At 29.7% G+C, this 19,140-nt stretch carries 22 protein-coding genes; 1 reads left to right on the plus strand and 21 read right to left on the minus strand.

Annotated elements, in window-relative coordinates; all coding sequences use genetic code 11:
* Window positions 1-313 precede the first annotated feature (313 nt).
* The 14 genes from ACFSTE_RS05000 to ACFSTE_RS05065 all read right to left on the minus strand — a co-directional run bounded on the left by ACFSTE_RS05000 (window position 314) and on the right by ACFSTE_RS05065 (window position 14,223).
* Window positions 314-643, minus strand: a complete 330-nt coding sequence (locus ACFSTE_RS05000) for a hypothetical protein (RefSeq protein ID WP_378255678.1) — start codon at window positions 641-643, stop codon at window positions 314-316.
* Between the two features lie 4 nt (window positions 644-647).
* The gene (locus tag ACFSTE_RS05005; RefSeq protein ID WP_378255676.1) at window positions 648-1,223 is read right to left on the minus strand and encodes a hypothetical protein; all 576 of its coding nucleotides are present in this window, start codon (window positions 1,221-1,223) and stop codon (window positions 648-650) included.
* A 254-nt stretch (window positions 1,224-1,477) separates the two neighbouring features.
* On the minus strand, window positions 1,478-2,062 hold the full coding sequence (locus ACFSTE_RS05010) for an imm11 family protein (protein WP_176029680.1): 585 nt from the start codon (window positions 2,060-2,062) through the stop codon (window positions 1,478-1,480).
* A gap of 215 nt (window positions 2,063-2,277) precedes the next feature.
* Window positions 2,278-3,027 (minus strand): alpha/beta hydrolase, encoded by a 750-nt coding sequence (locus tag ACFSTE_RS05015; RefSeq protein ID WP_176029681.1) that lies wholly within the window; start codon window positions 3,025-3,027, stop codon window positions 2,278-2,280.
* A gap of 276 nt (window positions 3,028-3,303) precedes the next feature.
* A complete protein-coding gene (locus tag ACFSTE_RS05020) occupies window positions 3,304-4,272 on the minus strand; it encodes an alpha/beta fold hydrolase (RefSeq protein WP_176029682.1) in 969 nt (322 codons plus the stop codon).
* Window positions 4,273-4,338: 66 nt separating this feature from the next.
* Complete coding sequence (locus ACFSTE_RS05025) at window positions 4,339-5,313, minus strand: hypothetical protein (protein WP_378255673.1); 975 nt, start codon at window positions 5,311-5,313, stop codon at window positions 4,339-4,341.
* Window positions 5,314-5,649: 336 nt separating this feature from the next.
* Entirely contained in the window at window positions 5,650-6,675 is a 1,026-nt protein-coding gene (locus tag ACFSTE_RS05030) for a serine hydrolase domain-containing protein (protein ID WP_378255671.1), read from the minus strand.
* 256 nt (window positions 6,676-6,931) lie between these two features.
* Window positions 6,932-7,852 carry a hypothetical protein gene (locus ACFSTE_RS05035; protein ID WP_378298001.1) on the minus strand — a complete coding sequence of 307 codons (921 nt, stop codon included), beginning with the start codon at window positions 7,850-7,852 and terminating at the stop codon, window positions 6,932-6,934.
* Between the two features lie 464 nt (window positions 7,853-8,316).
* Window positions 8,317-8,901: a DUF6624 domain-containing protein gene (locus tag ACFSTE_RS05040; protein WP_378298003.1), complete on the minus strand. Its 585-nt coding sequence runs from the start codon at window positions 8,899-8,901 to the stop codon at window positions 8,317-8,319.
* 84 nt (window positions 8,902-8,985) lie between these two features.
* Window positions 8,986-9,438, minus strand: a complete 453-nt coding sequence (locus ACFSTE_RS05045; protein WP_176029687.1) for a nuclear transport factor 2 family protein — start codon at window positions 9,436-9,438, stop codon at window positions 8,986-8,988.
* 382 nt (window positions 9,439-9,820) lie between these two features.
* The gene (locus ACFSTE_RS05050; RefSeq protein ID WP_378255661.1) at window positions 9,821-11,008 is read right to left on the minus strand and encodes a serine hydrolase domain-containing protein; all 1,188 of its coding nucleotides are present in this window, start codon (window positions 11,006-11,008) and stop codon (window positions 9,821-9,823) included.
* A 111-nt stretch (window positions 11,009-11,119) separates the two neighbouring features.
* Window positions 11,120-12,226 carry a helix-turn-helix domain-containing protein gene (locus ACFSTE_RS05055; protein ID WP_378298005.1) on the minus strand — a complete coding sequence of 369 codons (1,107 nt, stop codon included), beginning with the start codon at window positions 12,224-12,226 and terminating at the stop codon, window positions 11,120-11,122.
* Between the two features lie 325 nt (window positions 12,227-12,551).
* Window positions 12,552-13,592 (minus strand): serine hydrolase domain-containing protein, encoded by a 1,041-nt coding sequence (locus ACFSTE_RS05060; RefSeq protein WP_378255657.1) that lies wholly within the window; start codon window positions 13,590-13,592, stop codon window positions 12,552-12,554.
* Between the two features lie 205 nt (window positions 13,593-13,797).
* Window positions 13,798-14,223 (minus strand): GNAT family N-acetyltransferase, encoded by a 426-nt coding sequence (locus tag ACFSTE_RS05065; RefSeq protein ID WP_378298007.1) that lies wholly within the window; start codon window positions 14,221-14,223, stop codon window positions 13,798-13,800.
* 96 nt (window positions 14,224-14,319) lie between these two features.
* Between ACFSTE_RS05065 and ACFSTE_RS05070 the strand changes: the two genes are divergently transcribed.
* On the plus strand, window positions 14,320-14,463 hold the full coding sequence (locus ACFSTE_RS05070; protein WP_378255653.1) for a hypothetical protein: 144 nt from the start codon (window positions 14,320-14,322) through the stop codon (window positions 14,461-14,463).
* Window positions 14,464-14,564: 101 nt separating this feature from the next.
* Here the strand turns inward: ACFSTE_RS05070 and ACFSTE_RS05075 are convergent, their stop codons facing one another.
* The 7 genes from ACFSTE_RS05075 to ACFSTE_RS05105 form a co-directional block, all read right to left on the minus strand.
* Entirely contained in the window at window positions 14,565-15,041 is a 477-nt protein-coding gene (locus tag ACFSTE_RS05075; protein ID WP_378255651.1) for a hypothetical protein, read from the minus strand.
* A gap of 134 nt (window positions 15,042-15,175) precedes the next feature.
* Entirely contained in the window at window positions 15,176-15,658 is a 483-nt protein-coding gene (locus ACFSTE_RS05080) for a hypothetical protein (RefSeq protein ID WP_378255649.1), read from the minus strand.
* 91 nt (window positions 15,659-15,749) lie between these two features.
* Complete coding sequence (locus tag ACFSTE_RS05085; RefSeq protein ID WP_176029696.1) at window positions 15,750-16,514, minus strand: leucine-rich repeat domain-containing protein; 765 nt, start codon at window positions 16,512-16,514, stop codon at window positions 15,750-15,752.
* A 141-nt stretch (window positions 16,515-16,655) separates the two neighbouring features.
* Window positions 16,656-17,129, minus strand: a complete 474-nt coding sequence (locus tag ACFSTE_RS05090; RefSeq protein ID WP_378298009.1) for a GNAT family N-acetyltransferase — start codon at window positions 17,127-17,129, stop codon at window positions 16,656-16,658.
* A 196-nt stretch (window positions 17,130-17,325) separates the two neighbouring features.
* Window positions 17,326-17,718 (minus strand): biotin/lipoyl-containing protein, encoded by a 393-nt coding sequence (locus ACFSTE_RS05095; RefSeq protein WP_378255643.1) that lies wholly within the window; start codon window positions 17,716-17,718, stop codon window positions 17,326-17,328.
* Window positions 17,719-17,863: 145 nt separating this feature from the next.
* Window positions 17,864-18,544: a hypothetical protein gene (locus tag ACFSTE_RS05100; protein WP_378255641.1), complete on the minus strand. Its 681-nt coding sequence runs from the start codon at window positions 18,542-18,544 to the stop codon at window positions 17,864-17,866.
* Between the two features lie 71 nt (window positions 18,545-18,615).
* Complete coding sequence (locus ACFSTE_RS05105; RefSeq protein WP_378255639.1) at window positions 18,616-19,020, minus strand: DUF3592 domain-containing protein; 405 nt, start codon at window positions 19,018-19,020, stop codon at window positions 18,616-18,618.
* Between the last annotated feature and the right edge of the window lie 120 nt (window positions 19,021-19,140).

Here is a 19,140-nt window from a genome sequence, read left to right on the forward strand (position 1 = left end):
GAGACTAAACTTTGCTCTGATTTTATATATAATGTTAGCCATTGTTTTTTATTCGTTTGATATTTTTGATCAAACTGAAAACCCCAATAATAAAAAATAAACCAGTCAAAAATTGCCAAAAAGAAAATTCATTTATTTTCCAAATGAGCAAGGGTGTCAATATACCTGTGAACAGAATCAAAAAAATACTGAACTTAAAATCTTTTTTATTGTAAAATCCAATTTGATAAAAAAGTCGCTTGCTTTTATTCTCATTCTTATTGTCAATTACTAGGACTAAACCAATTAGTGAACAGAGTAAAGTCAAAACAATTCAACCATTGAATTCATCTGAATTATTAATTAAGTCAATCGTCCAAAATCCAAATCCGATAAATACAGTAATACCAGTGAAGAAGTTAGTAAAGTTCGTTGAGTTGTTGTCGAATGAGTTATTTAGATTTCGTTTGATTTTTTCTTCAATTTCATCAGTTTCAAATTTGTCTGCACTTTTTAATTTCTTCAGTATTTCCAAATCAAGTTTTAATTCTTGTTTCTTTTTAGTAGAAGCAAAAAATTCCCTCAGTTTTCCGAAAGCTGCTGCTACTCCAATTATTCCAATGATAATTTTTAAATAAACTTCTATTTGAGTAATACTATCCATTTTTTTATTCAGAAGCAGACTTTGGGTCTTCGCAAAGTTTCCACCACTCGTCAAACTGGCTAAAGTCAGTTAAAGGTTCTTTAGATTCCTTAAATTCGATCATATCAATAATCATAGTATAGTCTTTCATTATGATTTCTGTCCTGATTGAAGCCCTACCGTTAGTAGCTTTCATTTTGGACACAAAATCAAATGCTTGATGATTTAAATATAATTTGGGGTCTATATAGAATCCGTCAGTAACGTATTGATGATAGGTAATGTTTGGATATTCCAGAACTATCAGTTCACATTCTACTCCGTTTATATTGAAAGAACCATTCTTTTTATATGATTTGGTTAAAGTATCTCCCTTATTTATAGAATAGTCCTGGCAAGAAATATTACTTTGTTTAAGATTATATCCTAAACAACTATTTCTTTCACTATCGTAGGTATATATTAGTCTATTTTCTCCCGTAAAAGTTATTCCTTGATAAATGTTATCATGAAAATAATAAATATCTCCAATTGATTTGTTTTGGGCTATTGAATCAGCTTTGTATTTATCACTTTTATAAGAGTGTTTGTGCTTTATCATGCCATTAAAATATTTGGAGGTTTGTCCAAATCCTAAAAAAGAAATCAAAAGAATAAAGATTAAAAATGTTCTTTTCATGTTTTGTAATTGTGGCTAATGCTAAATATATGAATAGGAGAAAAGCAAACAAAGTTGAATCAATCAATTTCTCTGTGAATTTTTATTCCCTGTTTAATTATTAAAAGTCTAATGCCAGTAAAAAAGAAGGATGTTAATTTAATACATTTTTGCACAGTGTTGGCAAATGACTTAGGTTATTGTTTTTCTCCTCTAAACCCATCCCATCTTCTAGGTTCAATTAATTTAATACCGGAAAACGAGCTGTCATTGAAAACAGTCAAGGCTAGATCGGAAACAACAATCAATCTCCTAAAAAAGGTTACTCTGCAAATAGCAGAAGTTGTAGGCTGTAAAATGAGTTTATTGATTCTTCTAATCCCTCTAAGTTTTCCATTTATTATTCTTCCCTTGAATTCAGATTGTTCTGTGTCTATGCATGATTCTAATTTTGAAATGTTTAAAGCATAAAAATTTGAATAATGATCTTTATTATAAGAATTAAGAACTTGAGCTGGATAAAAATGAATATTTTCAATTTTTTCTTCCTGTAGTTTATCCTTTAGACGTTCTGATACTAATGGGCATCCTATATCACTTATCAATAAGTCAATCTTTTTTTTAGGGGGAGGACCTTCACAGATGAACTCTAAGTTGGATAAATCATAAATATTTTGATCGATATGACCACCATCTTCCCAGATCATTTCGTAACAACTAGCCTTATCACTTAGTGTTATATTGGGCGTTTTTTTTATATCAGGAAAAAGTAATTTTTGCATGATCAAATGTATTTAAAATTTGTTAGTGAAATTGGCAGATATCTAAACAGATTAATCAGGCTATTACGATAAGGAATGTAAACTTCAATTTGTTATTCTTTACTATTTGCTAGCAGTTTATACTTTGTGACTGTTACATGATTTATTTTTTTATTAAGTGTTTTAGCATAGTATCAAAAAGATAGTTGCGAAACGGTTACCATTGTTTGTAGTCGTTATTTTTCTATCATTTTTATAAACTCTCCGACATATTTTTCCTCATAGTCATAAATTCCCATAATATGTTTACTATCAATATCCCAGAATCTAGTATTGTTTTTATTTGCTTTTTCAAATATCTTTTTTCCCAATTCATATGGAACCTGCTTGTCGGATTTGCTATGTAAAATCACAGTTGGGATCGTTAATTTTTTTATATTTTCTTCTGTAGGGAAATCATTATTCATTATCAAAGGAACTATCCATTTAAAATTTTCTAAATTCAGTGCGTTCGCATAAACTTTTCCGATATCAGGAAATGAACTAAAAGTTCCTTCTAATACCAAACCCTTTATTTTTTCTTGTCTTTCACTAGCATTCATAGAGGCAAATGCTCCACCTAATGATTGTCCCCATATTAGAATTGGTTTGTTTACAACATTATCCAATTTTATAATTTCATCAAAAATGAATAAAGCATCTTTCTTTAAAGTTAAAGAATTAGTAGCATCGCCATTTGATTTTCCAAAATTTCTACGTTCAAAACAAAAAATTTGAAATCCTTTTTTCAAAAGCGGTTTGTATGATTCTTGAATAGAAGACATTAAATGCATTCCTTTTCCAGAGTAATGAAAAATTGTTCCTACCGAAGCAATTGAATCAGGTTTAAAAAGTACTCCGTGTAATTTCACATCATCATCTACATCAAAATAAAATTCTTCATGATTCAAGTCGGTTCTAAATTCTGCATAATCGGTTCCATTCATTTGATAAATCATTTTATCAGAAAACCTTGAAAAACGAAGATATAAAATGGATAAAATTATGAATGAAAATGTTATAATTACTACCCATTTTATGATTTTTAAAAATTTACTCATATGTTGATTGTGATTGTTGCCCGACCCAAAATATTTTAAGAGTCATCCTTAGTTATTGTTAGTGATAAAATGTTTACGGTTTTGCTCAGTATTTTAATTTAATATCAAAAAAATAGTTGTGTAACCGTTACCGTTGTTATAAAGCATATGCTTTTGACTTTTCTAATTAATTGTTTTAGCCATTAAAAGTATTTCTTTGTTAATTTTTTCAGCATTCTCTTTTTTTGTAATTATAGAACCATGAGTTGCATCCATATAAAACTGTTTTCCTTTAGTGGATAGTTCTTTTAACTCTTTTTGCATTTCAAACCATATTTGAGATTCTCCATACTGTTCATTTGCGGTAAAAACCAAAACGGGTAATGAATCTAATTTACTTGCTTGACCTGCTCGCGAAAGTATATTTTCATTTATTTCATTTTCCTTTAGATACCTGCGGTAGACATCCCCGGAATAAGCAGTAAGGCTCAGTTTGCGATTCTGGCAATCTTTTGGCAAATTATCATCTATAATTTTTGGAGTGCTTATTACATTATAAACTCCCATAATTCCTATATCGGACAGGATTGCAAGGTACTTTATAGTTTTCATTTGATTTTTTTCAAACAATCCATTCTCTGCTAATCGTTTCCATTGTTCGGGATGACTCGAATCCAGAAAAACAAGCCCTTTTACTTCATCTGGATATAAGTCTCTGAATATGCGGTTATAAGGACCGCCCATAGAGTGACCTACTAATATATAAGGTGGTTTTTCACCATTTTTTTCTAGTAATTTATGTAATTGGTGAGCATAAAATTCTGATGTAATACTGTCATTACTAGGTTCACTAAACCATTTTCCTTCTCTATCATAACGGACAACTCTCAATTCTTCTTTTAATCCTTCTGCAACCCAATGAAACACATCTGTATCATTTCCTGCTCCTGATTCTAGAACAAGGGTTGGTAGATTATTTTTTGGGCCTTCGGCTCTTATATGAAGTTTGGTTCCATCAACATCCACTAATTTTCCTGGAGGAGTGGGGTTTGAACTAAATAACCGAAAGCATACTCCTGATAGTAATATCAACATTATAAGTCCGCCTAAAATTTTACCAATCCACTTTAAGGTTTTTAACATTAATTTCATTGTTGTCTTCAATATGTTTTACAGCGATCTGGTCAAGTGTAGTTTAGGTATTGTCAGGAACAGTTATTATTCCTCTATAAATTCAAAAACAACTTGATCTAATGTCTCTCTGGAAATAGATTCGTTGTTTGTAATTGTTTGCCCTCCAATTAAATAAAACTTGTTGTTGTGTTTTACAGGGATAGAAACATATCGACCTTCATAAAAATTATTTTTAACTTCCTTAAACTCGTTGGTAGTAATATTGTAATAATAGAATTTATCATTATTGCCAACGGCAGCTTCTCCTCCTAATCCAAAAATAATATTATCATTGTAAACAAAACCGGCTCCTTGAGCTATGTATTCTGATTGATATTCATTGAGTAATTGGAACTTTGTAAAGTTATCAGTCCATTTGTATATTGAAATTTTGTTATAGTTAGATAGTTTTGTGAAATAATAAGTTTCTCCTATTTTAAAAACAGACTTGACTAACTGTCCATAATTTTTTCTTTGGTCAAATGTACTGTGTTCAATCAGGGTATTGTTCTCAAAATCATATTTGTATACTTTGTCGAATATGTCTGAAAATAAAAAAAGTGAATTATTGTGATATATTCCAATTAAGGATATTAAAGCGTTATCAGTAAATTCTTTTATTTTTTCCCAGTTATTAGTCGAGAAATCAAAAGTCCATAAAGCATTTTCATTGATAATGTTCCATTTTCCTTCTCTAATAAAGCTAACATTATAGTCAAAATACGGGAAGAGAGCGACTCCAACACTATTTGTATTAACTGTTTCCCAATTATTAGAACTGAAATCATATTTATATGTATTCATTTCATTAACCACATATAGGTCATCATCAAAAATAATTGCTTCTCTAGGCTTAGAAAAAGGGGTGTTCGATATGCTCTTAGAACTAGTTATTGTTAAAGTTTCGACAGGCTCAGAATTATTTTCGTCAATCGTGTTATTGCTATCATTATCACTTGAGCATCCTAAAAATGTTAGGACAATTATAATATTTAAAATAAGTTTAATTTGTACTTTCATTTTTTCAGTAATTATTACGAATGGTTACTATATATGTCGTGGCAAGGCAAAATGTTACCAAATCATTGACTTTGTTCTGCGTAGATCGCTAACTTTTACACCCAGGGAGTATTGCATCTTATCAAAAATAGAACCCCCATTTTATTAAAACTCGAACTGTTTGTTATGGTCATATATATGGTGTAGTTGTTACTTAACTTAATTTTTTTTAGAATTATCCTTATGTTATTTTCTGCGCAAACAGAACTAATCGATTTTTAGTAGTAAAGTGTTTGTGGTTTTGTTCGGGATTTTAAAGTAATACCAAAAAGGATAGTTGTACAACGGTTATTATTGTTAATTACCATATTTTTCTATCAGTTTTGGTAATTTTTCATTCAAAAACTTCATTTGTTGTTCAATTCCGTTTGGCGTGTCATGATTGTGGGTAGTAACAATAATTAGTTCCATATCAGGAATCATAATTATGAATTGCCCACCGTATCCCATTCCGTAATCAACTTTATTTCCTCTAAATTCAGAATGGTACCAACAAAATCCGTGTTTGGAATTTCTTAACCCCCATTTTGTTTTAGACTTTTCATTTTCATCAAATAGTTTTTGGATCCATTTTTTTGATATTATTTGCTTTCCATTCCAGATCCCATTTTTTTCTAATAATTGACCTATTTTAATTAAATCAATTGGTTTCATTTTAAGACCAAGTCCACTTCCATCATAATAGCCTTTATTCCTTTTTTGCCAATTAATCAGATTTATATCCAGAGGGTGGAACAGCACTTTATTTCCGAATTCTAAAGCTGTTTTTCCTGTGGTTTTACTTATAATTACTGATAATAAATGTGTAGCACCAGAATTGTAATTATAATTTTTGCCAGGTTCATATTCTAAATCTTTGTCTAGTACAAAAGAAATGGGATCTTTGCTGTTCAGCCATTTTTCGTGTTCTAAATATCCTTTCCAAGATAGACCTGATGTTTGGTTTAAAATGTGCCTAATTGTAATCAGGTTCTTTTTTTTGGCTGTTACATTTTTAAACTCGTTCGGGAAGTACTGTGCGATAGGCTCATCTACATTTTTAATGTACTCTTTGTCAATTGCTATACCAATAAGAATGCTCATAATACCTTTTGTCAGAGATTGAACATCACAAAGACTATCTTCCGTTTTTCCATTATAATATTCTTGAAAGACAATTGTTCCACTTTTAGAAATCAGGGTAGAGAAGATATTACCTTCTTTAGGCAATACTTCTTTAGATAATTCTGTTTCTTCAATCTTTTCTTTCTTGATTTCTTTACAGGAAATGGCTCCAAATAATAGAGCGGTCAATAAAAAATAAAGCTTGTTTTTTGTTGTCATTCAAAATGTTTATTTATAAGGTAGTAGCGTCTTGACTGTGGCTGGCACTGGCATTAAAAGCAATTAACTTTTGATGAAGCACTTGGTCAAAACTTTTTATTTTGTTTTATCTTTTTTATTCATAAAACCAACTTCTTTTCATATTTCCCTAACGGGGAATCTAAAAAGATTTGGTAGGCTTTATAAAAATACACTAAACTTTTAATACTCTCTCCTATATTAATTATCCCACCTGTTATATGCTGTTTTAATTTATTTAATTAGCATAGGTCTTATTAGAATTAAACTTTTCTGTAAGTGAATTTGATTCTAAAATTTTGAGTAGCACTTCTCTAACAATAAGATCAATATCTTTTGAAGTGTTAATGATTTTTTCTGTTTGTCGGTTGTATTCTTCTGAATCTAAGATGTTTCCGTGAATTGTTTTAGACCTTAAATCATAAGCTCTAGCAACCTTGGAACGAATAAAATTGTAATCTTCCGTATTAGCAGTCAAGAATTCAGCTACTCGGTTAATCAGGTTTTGATAAATGCGTTTACCATTATCAATAAATAATGATTCTAAAGCTGTACAATATAGCGTAATTTTAATTCCAATTTCTTTATTCATTCGAGCTCCCTGCAAATAATAAAAAGCTCTTGAAATACGCGTGCTTTTTTCTGTTAATTCGGTATTTAGATGTGTACTGTCATTAGTCTGTATTTCTAATAATCTGGGGAAGAAACTTTTGGCTTTTTCGAGTTCAATAGTATTAAAATGAATTACCTGACCAATTCCGTTACTTGTTGAGTTTATATGTGCAATATAATTACTGTGGAAACAATCATTGTTTCTTCCATATTTAAGAAACGATATTTGTTTGTAAACACTATTATCTTTTACTAACCATAGGCAATGGTTAAACATATGTAATTTAAAAATGAATGTTTCTAGCGCGTTTTTTTCTGTTTTTGGATTTAATTTTTTATCAGAAATAGCAAATGCTAATACGGGAATATCAAAAATTGATTTATATTCTAGAAAACCTAAAACACCAACGGAATTTTTTCCTAAAACCTGCTGTTTTATATGATTGTCTATTGTTAAATAAAGTCCCTTTTCTAATTCAAATACAGGCTCATTTGATATTTTCAAATTATGTAAAGAACTAAAGTATGTACTAAGGTTATCTGTCAAAATTGTCTTTATAAATGATTGTTTGTTGTTGTATCAGAAATTATGTAAACACATTGGGAGGTGATTTCATTGTACGATCATTCGAGAGTACTACTCCGAGAAAATACCAGACCTTTATTGCAAGATAAGAATGTACGGTTAAGAAATTACACAGTAATGAATTATAGGTGTTGATACCACCCGTTATTTTTTGATTTTTTTAATATTATTCTATGCTTTTCACTTCCAAAATTCAATATCTCCAGTCCTTTTTTAGTAACATTTACTATTGGACACATCTCGATTCCATAGTAGTAAGAGGTCATATTTAAAAAATAGAAACCATTTATTTCAGTTATGATATATCGAATAAGTTTTTTGTATTTAAAAATTGTTTTTCCCTTTTTAAGTTCTTCTTTTCCAGAATCAAAAAAATACAAAGAGTCCTTCGAAGATGTTATTAAAAACCGATTACTATTAGTTTTTTATTTTTCATTTGCTCTCTTGACTACTTCAGCTCTTATATCATTTGCTTTTTTTATAGAAGCCTTCTGTTCAGCTAATGTTTCTACTCCATATGCAATACGTTCTTTATCTGTTACTTGGGTTGTGTCAATTTCAGCATGTTTAATTAGATAATTATCCATGGTTGTAAATATTGTTCCGTATATCTGAGGTTTACCTATGCTTAATAAATATTGGTCAGTTATTGTAGCGTATGTTTTTTTATTGATTGTAGAATCCATTTCTACAGCTATTTTTATCAGATTAAGGGCTTTTTTGAGATTAGTGGAGTCCTTTCCGTGTTCAAAAACAATGGCTGCACGTTCAAAATCATTGGCTGTTTTTATTTTATTAGAATCTAACAGTTGATTTACCCTCATCCTTCGGATACTGTCTAAGTCAGAATCTATAATGCCTGAATCCCAACTTGTTTTATCTTCGTAATAAATATTATATAATTCTTTATTGTCAACTACCATAGTTTGTTCTTCTTTATTTTCCTTTTTTTTCTCTTTACAGCCAGAGACTATAAAAAATAGAGTAATAATGAATAATAGTTTTTTCATGTTACTATTTTAATTTTAAACTTTTTTTGTGTTAAATTACTGACAACGTTTGCTATATGTAATTTTGGTATACGTGCTTTGTTGTTAATGTTTTTCAGAATTATTAAACTGCCACAATACATTTACGAGTTGCCATTTTTCATTTAGTTTTACAATGTGCATATAATCAATCCAATCATCTGCTACTAGTTTGACAGAAGCTACCTTATCATAAACATCAAGAATAATAACTTCCTTTTTAGGGTTCTCAGGAAACTTGTCTTTGTCCTGATTATAAGTTTCTGCTAGTAGTATCATTGCATCAGTAAAAGTTTCCCTTAAGTATTCCTTTCTTGTTTTTTTATTCATCCAAAAAGTTCTTTTCACCATTCTTGGATGAGCAGCTCGTTCAAATTGCTCAGGTTTTACATTATGTTGGGATTCAATATAATCTAATGCTACTTGCCTAATTGCTATAGAATCTTTTTTCGTTTGCCCATAAAAAGAAAAGCTAATCAGGCAGATTATAAAATTTAAAGTGAATACGTTTTTTTTCATAATTTCATTTTGTAATGGACTGCAGCGTTTACTGTATGTGTTATAGGAACTTAAAATGTTACCTGACTGGGGACATATCTACACATTGGTTGCTTACTTTACGCTCAGCAAGCGTTACGTCGTACCAAAAATATAAAGACCATTTTATTAAAACTCGAACTGTTTGTTATGATTACCATATTCAGACTTTAAAGGAAAGATTATGTCCCCATGATTGACTACTTAATTAAGAAACAAACTTCGACTTGATGAACCACCGTATACGAGACCCGTACGTACGGGGGTGAGGCATACTCTTCTCAATTATGGAAAGAATCGTCTACTCGATTACCATTTTGTTGCTTTTCCAAATTCAATATTATCTAAGTTTTAAAAGTAAATACTACTTATGATCATTGAGGTCATTATATATTTTATAAGTTAAGTCATTAAGTTTTTGATTTACTCTTATTGAGGACTGATTAGTAAAAACTATAATTCCAATTTTCTTTTTTGGAAAGATAGCAAGCACACTTTTTGCTCGGGAAATACCGCCATCGTGCCTAAAATGTAAATCGTGATTTTGATTACTAATTATCCACCAATAATAACCTATCCAATAATCAGTATCTATTTCAAATATTTTTTTATGAGACTCATTAACAATTTCATTGTTTGTAAATTGATAATGAATGTATTTTAGCATATCAGACGTCGTAGACTTTAAGGCACCTTCAGCGCCCCAGAGAGTGTTAGCAAGATTAGACTTAGGCATAGGCTTACTAAGTAAATAACCATTTGCGAGTCTATTCTGTTTGTTTTTTGATACATTAAAATGAGTGTCGTTCATTTTTGCTTTTGATATTATTTCACTCAATATCAATTCTTGAAAAGGTCTGTTGTAAACTAATTCTAAAATATATCCCATCAGGTTGGTTCCAGAATTCGAATAATTAAATGTTTTACCAGGTTTTTCAGTTATTTTAAGTTTTGATAACTCTGTTAAGAATTTAGGTTTTGTTTGTTTATCCTCAAGACTTAAATGCATTGTTGCATATTCAATTTCGTTTTGTTTGGTAAGACGTATTTCATTTTTCGTGCCTAAAACTCCATTAGGTAATCCGCTTGTATGCGTTAATAAATGCTTTATTTTAATAGGGTTTCCGTTATGTTCTAAATTCGGATATGGTCTGGGTAAATATGTTCTTATGTCATCTTCTAAACTTAATTTTCCTTCTAAAACGGCTTTTGCGGCTAGAGAACCTACAAATGTTTTTGTTATTGAAGCAATTTCATATATAGTGTTATGTGCTGGTATATCTCCTTTTCCTTTTGTTAATTCACCATAATTAAAACAAAAAGATACATTGTTTATGTGTAGTCCAATTGACAAGGAATTTATTAAAGAATCTTTTAAAGTTTCTTTCGCATTTCTATCTATGATTTGTTTTATCTCTTTACCAATTCCATCACTATAAATTTCAATAGATTTATTATTGTTTATGATTACTCTGTTTTCTTTTTTGTTTTGAGATTTACAACTTGAACATATAGAAAACAGAGATAGAAGTATTAAAAATGTTTTTTTCATATTGTTATGGTTTTTATTCGATAAACAAATGAAAGCATATGGTTCTTAAAAAAGGTTCGACTATATAAAGTCGAACCTTTTTTAATCATATTATAGAGTCTTTAAGCGGAGTTATCTTGCTTTTCTATATTCCGAAGGTGTTACACCAGTTTTCTTTTTAAAAGCTGAATAGAAAGAGGATTTAGAATTAAATCCTACAGCATACATAATTTGCTGAATTGTTAATTTGCCTTCTTTCGAGTTAACTAACATTTTTTCTGCTTTCTTAATTCTATATTGATTAACAAAATCAAAAAAATGTTGATTTAAATTACGGTTGATTAGTGTTGAGATTTCATGACTTGATAACTCTAATTGTTCAGAGAGATTTTTTAGTGTTAATGAGGCATCTAAATAGGGTTCTTCATCTTCCATAAATGATAGTAATTTATGAATATCATCTTTGGTGCTTTTATTTATATGTTTGTGGTCAGAATTACTATTTATTAGTAAATGATCTGTATTAATATTTCTAAATAATTGAGGGTGATACATACTTTTTAAAACGATCCAAGTAAAAAAGCCAACTAAAATCAGAGTAAGTATTAATCTTGAAATGTTTAAAATTTCTACATCTGTGCCGAATAATTTATAAACCTGTTTGAAAAATGAAAAACAAAAAATAATACTTAACAAGATAAATAATTGATATAGCCATTTAAAATTAAAAACAGATTTGTTTGAATAATTTTCTAACAATAATTGTTTGTATTTGCTTAACTCTAGAAACATCGCGATTAAATAAAAAAAAGAAATGGATAAGCCAAAAATTATAGATAATTTTCCTTCAGGTGTATCATTTAAATTTTCCAGTAAGAAGTTTTTTGTACTCGTATTTGCGAAATAAAACCTTGGAGAAAAAATGAATACCTGAATTACAAATGGAAGTACATGCAATAGATGTTTAGGTTGTAACTTAAAATCTGAATATATGGAAGATACTACATATAAAAATAACAAGGGACTTGTGAAAAAAGCAATATGGTCACGAAGCATTTCTAAAACAGCTGGTAAAGTGATATATTCAGAATAGAAAAAAACACTAATGTGAACTGCAAAAATTAAAAAATAAACACTTAAAAACATATTCGCTTTTTTATTAGAAGTTTTGACTGTTAAAAGGAATAGTGCCAATAAAAGGGAAATGAAAAGTATAAATATTGTGGTTATTGCTAACATTGAAAAATTCATGGTAAGTCAAATTAACAACTATAAATTATAGTGCTTATTTATTGATAAGTATTATAGGGCTGTTTAGTTAAAATCGTATTCGGGTTTTTATTTTTGAGTTCGCTTTGCAATAAATGGCAATGGTCTTGTATCTAATTTGTTACGTATTTCGAACATCTAATTTAGTAAATACAAATCTAATAGAAAATCCGTGAGAATTTTCTTAAGAGGACCTAAACTAATAGTAAATTATATATGGTGTTTTGCTAGGTTTATTGGTTGTGTTTTGTGCAGGTATTATTTTTTTAATCTTATAACTAATGATAAGTGTTATTTATTTTTGATTTATAGTTTTCAAATATAATTGAACTATCGGTATTAGTTTTTTACCTGTAGGACCATAAGAAGCATTTAAAGTTAAAGCAATAGTTGATTTGAATTTTGGAATGTAAACAGCCATTGAACGAAAACCATCAATGGCACCATCGTGTCCATAAACAGTTATTCCATTAAAGTTATCTACAGAAATTCCCATTCCCATTCCTTCTTTGGGCGTTGTCATTAATTGCAAGCTTTCATCAGAAAGTAACTTTCCTGTAAAAAGTGCATTGTAAAAAATACTTACATCTGTTGCATTTGATATAATTCCACCTGCACCCATAGTTCCTGTTAAATTTGTGTGAAACGCAATGGGGTACCAGATACTATTTTCTAGATAATAACACATCGCTTCATTTTTAGAAAGATCGATATCCTTACCAAAGGAAGTGTTTTTTAAATTTAGCTTATTAACAATTCTTTTTTGTATAATTTCTCCAAAAGTCTGTTTGTCTATATCTTCAGCTATGTAAGCCAATAAAACATAATTAGAATTTGAATACTGTGTTTTAGAATTAGGGTCAAATGAACTTTTGTATTCTTTGATTTTAGTTAGTATTTCTTTTCTATTTCGAGGTTTACTAATCCAGACTTCAAAGTTTTTTTCAGTAGTAATATTATAAATTCCGCTTCTGTGATATAACATATCAGCAATGGTAATTCTTTCTGAATTTGGAATTTCTGAAAAGTATTGATTTAGGGAATTATCGAGTGACAATTTCCCTTCATCGACTAATTGTAAAATAATGGTCGCTGTAAAAGTTTTACTGATAGAGCCAATTCTAAATTTGGTTTCAGCATTATTTTTTTTGTCTAATTCGATACTAGAATATCCAATAGCCTTATTAAAGAACTCCTTCCCATCTTTTAAAATGGAAACAGCGCCCATTGTATTATTTTCTTTTTCGTAATTAGATAATAAGCTATCTAAATTTTGATTTTGAGTGTAGCTATAAGAGTGAGCAAATGCCAAAACAAATAGAAATATTTTTTTCATAAATAAGGTGATTTTAAATATTCGAGTTTTTTGATTTTTTGCTCAAGATTGTTTTTTTATCTACTTAGAAGGAAAAAAAACGATAAATAACTAGTTTTTTATGCTATTTGACTAAAAGAGAAGTATTATCGAAAATCGCATACATTTCGAGATAACTCAAACTGTTGCCCAACGTTTTGGTTAAGCTGGGTTTTAATGCAGTTTATTATTTCTCCATTTCATATCGATCTAAAGATTCGGAATAGAATTTGGGTTTTATGTTGATTACTTTGAATCCGTATTTTTCGAAAAAAGGCGCAATATCTTGTGTTGTCGCCAAACATATCTTCTTGTCTGGGAAGTTCTGGGAAATAGATTTGATTCTATATTCAAGTAGCTTTTTACCATATCCCAATTTTTGAAATTGACGCTTGACCATTCCCCAGGAAAGGTATATTTCGTTCGAATTCTCTACAAGTAAGTATCCTGCACAACCTAGAATATCGTTGTTATTTTCTAGTATGAAATAGTATTCTTTTTCAGAAACAGTGTAAGCTAATAATCCGTTTTCTTGTGCTATTAACCACTCTTTAAAAAGAGCAATCTCCTCGATTGCAAAAAAATCAGGGGTATTACTCTTAATTATTTCCATACAAGCTGCATGGTCCTTTTTCTGATATTTTCTAATGTTCATTCTAATTGTAAATAACGACTTTTGTATGTTGTGTTTACCTGTCAAAGACTACAGATGCAATATACAAATTGTCAGCTGTTTTTGTTTTTTCTGAATATCAACAGAATGTCAGCAATTGGATACGCCAAAGCGATAGCTATTGCGAATATTCCTCGAATTAATTGTCCGTCTTTTATTAATCCGACTATCGAAAAATAAATAATTACTAAGCAAAAAGGATAGAGGAGGAGTCGTGTAATAATTTTAGCAAAAGTCCATTCTTTAACTTTGGATTTATTAGCTATGTTTTATACACTGTATTAAGTGTCGTTTTTTCGGTCGAGCTGTTTCACCTTGTTTTCTATTAAACGTCTGAACTTTTTCAACTCAATAGGTAGTTCTTCTGTGTCAATTTCATACTCATCAATTGTGATTTTCTTTTTTAGTTTTCCATCAGATACTTCTAATATTAATTTATCTTCATTTTTGTTTCCAATGGTGTAAAATCCTTTTAACGATTCATCTAGGATGTCATTAGGTACCTGGTTTATCAAATTTTTGGCAATTTGAAATTGCTCCTCAGACATTATTTCTCCCTTAAAGGTATAACCAGCCTGAGTATGCCTTTTATTGTGCCATATTTCTCTTCTGTCAACAAATAATGCGGAATGAGTCAATTTGTAAATATTATAAGCTCCATAATTGTCACTATAGAATCTTCCAAAAATAAGATAATCAAGGTTTTCGAGATTCAGTTTCTTGTCATTCTTAAAAAGACTATGTAGCACTTTGTTCATTTTCTGTTTATTCAGTTGAGCTTTTAATTCTATCTAAGGAATTTGTATGAGATTAGTTGTGTATTTTCAGTATTAAAGCTAGCAATTAATTTTATACGGTGTTGGGAATAACTTTTTATTTCAGCAAATTACTTCTACAGACTATTCAATTCCGTTAATTTGTCAAGCAATAGATTTCTATAGTTTTCTATATAATCTGGATATACCGCATTTTTAAAACGCCAGGATTTATGAAAACCAGTATCATCTTGATATTCTATATAAAACCCACCATTTTCATTGGTACAGTCAGAGCAATCTAAGTATCCATTCGGTTCATTAAATATTTCAGTAGGCAATTCAGTTTTTAATGTTTCAAAATCCTGATAATTTGCATTGTTCATAAGTTGAAAATTACCTTTAAAAAATGTGTTTTCAGGATAAACAAAATCGATGTCTTTATAAAGAGCTTCAGTATCTATTTTATAAATTGTAGAACAATCTCCAGAACAGTTAACATCAGCAAACCAACCAAAAATAAGAGTTCCATTCCTTTCATTATTTCCATCTCCATTGTCATCTGAGCTACATCCGGTTAATAGAAATAATAAGCTTAATATCAAATTCAGTTTTTTCATTGCGTAAAATTAGGTTAAAATTATTGCCGACGTTTTGAGTAAAATGTGTTTTAAGGCATTTTTGTATAGTGTTAGCGGAATTCCCTGTTATCTACCTTTCTCTCCATCCCCATCCCCATTTTAATTTGGGTAGTTTTGCAAAATCACCATACATTTTCTTCACTTCTCTACGTCCTCGTAATGCTAAGTACTCTAGGTTATTTAACTCTAGTATAGGGGAATAATCTTTAGTTACTAAAATTGCGGCAAGCATTCTGTAGCACTTTAATTGAGGCATTTTTCTTAAAAAATCAATACTCTCAATTCGGATATTTTTTGGTGAAGTTCTATCTCCATCGATAAAAAGGCTCTCTAACGAGATGAGTTTTGAAAAAGCTTCGTAATTAGATATTTTTTGAAAATTTTCAACTTGAAGCCCTTTTAGTTTTTTTAATTCAGTCAAGGGTTCAATACTTTGAACAGCCGATCCGGCACCTATATCTAGAAATTCGATTTCGGTTAATTTTGAGATACTTTTCAATGAATCGTACACTCCCCATTTAATCTCTAATCTTTTTAAACCTCTCTGATGACAAACAGCTTCAAACAATTCTTGAGGCATTCTGGTGCCAAAATATAATTCGTCAAAAGCATTTGGGTTCTCTTGCAGGAAACTGCACCATTCAGCTAAAATTCTTTTTTTATCCTTAGCTTTTTTACCATTTTTTTCAATCCAATAATCGAGTTGAGTACAGTTGATTGATAATTTTCTTTCTCCATTAAATTCGTTTAACTCAACAACACTTTTAATCTTATTGGCTTCATCAGGGAAATAATAATTAAATCCATATTCAATTTGTCTCTCAGTTAAACTCATTTTTAGTATTTGTTGTGTTATTACTGTTAATGGTTTCGTATAACCGTCGGTTACGGATTTTAAGATACTAATTTTCGGTTACACACTGACGCTGGCAATTCCGAGTGGATTCGGACGTAGTCGAATCTGCCGTAATTGCGGTTACACATTGTTGGGATTAGTTTTATCTACTCCATTATATACATTCGGATTATGTTTTTCCATATAAAATTCAGGATTAGGTATTTCCATAAATCCAAACTTTTTATAAAGCCATTCAGCTGTATTAGTTAATAAAATCCAGCGTCTTAGTCCTTGAAGATCAGGGTGTCCCATTATTTCACTTATCAGCCACTTACTTAATCCCTTTCCTCTATATTCCTTTAGAATATAAACATCTCCCAGGTATGCAATAGTTGAATAGTCTGAAATTATTCTAGCAAAACCAATTTGTTTATTTTCGTAATAAAGACCAAAATTCAAAGAGTTTTCAATTGATGTTTTTAAGGTATTGATTGGAATTCCGTTAGCCCAGTCAGTTTCATTTGCCAGGAATTGGTGAATGCTCAAAATATCTAATTTATCCTTGTCTGTTGAAATGGTATAATCATTTTTATGTGCTTCTCTAATTTTCAATTCTGATTCAGTTTTCTAAATGTTCGATAAAGTTTACTATATGTGTCGTAGGAGGACAAAATGTTATCCTGTTTTTTGATGTTTTTACACGATGGCTGACTTTTCCTTTTTGCAAGTATTGCGCCTTCCCAAAAATACAATCCATTCGATTGATTACTTAGCTGCTATGATTATATATATGGTGTTGTAAAACGATTTATATTCCTTCCAACTTACAAAGTTCCTCTCCAGTTTTTAGAATTTTGTTAGTTGAGCAAATATTGCTAATTCGTCCATCCGTAATACTTTCAAATTCCATTGTGATTTTTTCATTTTCTATTTTACATATAACATTCCCTTCTTTCACTAAATCTCCTGTTTGAAAGTACCATTTAACAACTTTGAAGTTACTTAAGTTCCCCAATTCAGGAAGCAATACAGGTAATATTTCGCCTTTTTTTAATATAAACCTATTAGACTTTTTTTGAGTATTTCCTGCTAATTCAACCTCTTCTTTAGTTTTAAATCCTGGGATAGTTTTTAATTCCTCAATTAACTCGTTCTGTTTTTGGGTAGAAGTAAAAAGTTTTTGAATTAGTGATTTTATCATTTTATCTCAATTAGTTACAACATATTTGTGTATGATTAGTTGCTGTTTTTTTATCAAATGTAGATAAAAATCATTGGTTTTTATTTTTAGCGATTATGTTCTAAAGTATCCTTTGTCAATTAATTATACATTGTGTTGTAACACCTTATTGGATTATGGAATTCATATATAGATACTGAAAAGTAATTACTTCTAATTGTAATTTTTCAAAAAAAGATAAAACACCAATTACAGTGGTATCAGACAGGTGAAAATTTATAAAGTCCAACGGATTTCCGTCATAATCTCTAAAACTCGACTTTGTATCAAATTTAGATACATTGTAATTTTTTAACTCCTCCTGAGATGAATTTAAAACCTCCATAGAAACCTCATGGAAATATTGAATTTTTTCTTTCAATGCAAGCCCTCTCTTTGATAAATTATTTTCATTATCAAAAAGTATATTCCTGTAAAATAGAGTATCAATCATCATTTCGTAATTATAATGATCAAAATAATCTGCTTTGGCTTCATCTTTGAACGACTCTATTACCTCATTTAACTCAGAAACCAAAGCCTTAACTTTGTCAGATTTAGATTTTAAATCACCGTATTTTTCTGGTTGAGCAGAGTTAAGCTCATTTAAAGTTTGAACTTTATCATTTATTACATCCTGATAATTCTTAATTGTTAATCTATATACTTCGTTCGCTTTGTTTAATGAGTTTATGAAAGGAACTAATGTCTTTTTTAGTTTAGTATTGCAATCGTCTTTTTCTTGGGCATATGAATTAAAACAAATTAAAACGATTAATAATCTTAGCAATGTATATTTACTTTTCATTTTCTTAAAATGTTACAACGTTTTGGTTCAACTGTGTTTTAATGCAGTTTAAGGGTAGTTAGCTTTTGTTTTTATAATCTTGAATATAAAATATACCCTCCTCCAATTATTAATAGAGGAGAGGCAATTGATAGTAATATTATCGTCCATCTATATAATCCCCAAAATGATATCACTTTTTTTTCATCATTATCTTTAGAGTATACAATATTTACAATATCTCCAACATTATGTGACGGAGGACTAGAACTAACGTCACTTTTGAATTTAACTATATTGTTTGCTCTATCCGTATACTCAAATACAGGTTTATATGTGTATCCATCATCGCCACTTATTTCAATTAGCTCAATAACTTTTGCTTTGGTTTTTATTCCGTTTGTCATCAAGTCCTTTGAAGTATTATAATGCTTAACTGCAAAATAAATCAGTACTACTGATAGTAATAACATTCCAAGGTATAAATATTCTATCATTCTCATTTTTGTTTAATAAAGGTTAACAGCTAGGCTATGAGTAGTTGCGAGAGTTAGTATTTAACTTAGCAAGTACACACCCAACTGAAAATCCGCAAGGATTTTCAGAAGTAGGCGAGA

The sequence above is a fragment of the Aquimarina hainanensis genome (genome assembly GCF_042684685.1).
In the GTDB taxonomy this organism is placed as follows: Bacteria; Bacteroidota; Bacteroidia; order Flavobacteriales; family Flavobacteriaceae; genus Aquimarina; species Aquimarina hainanensis.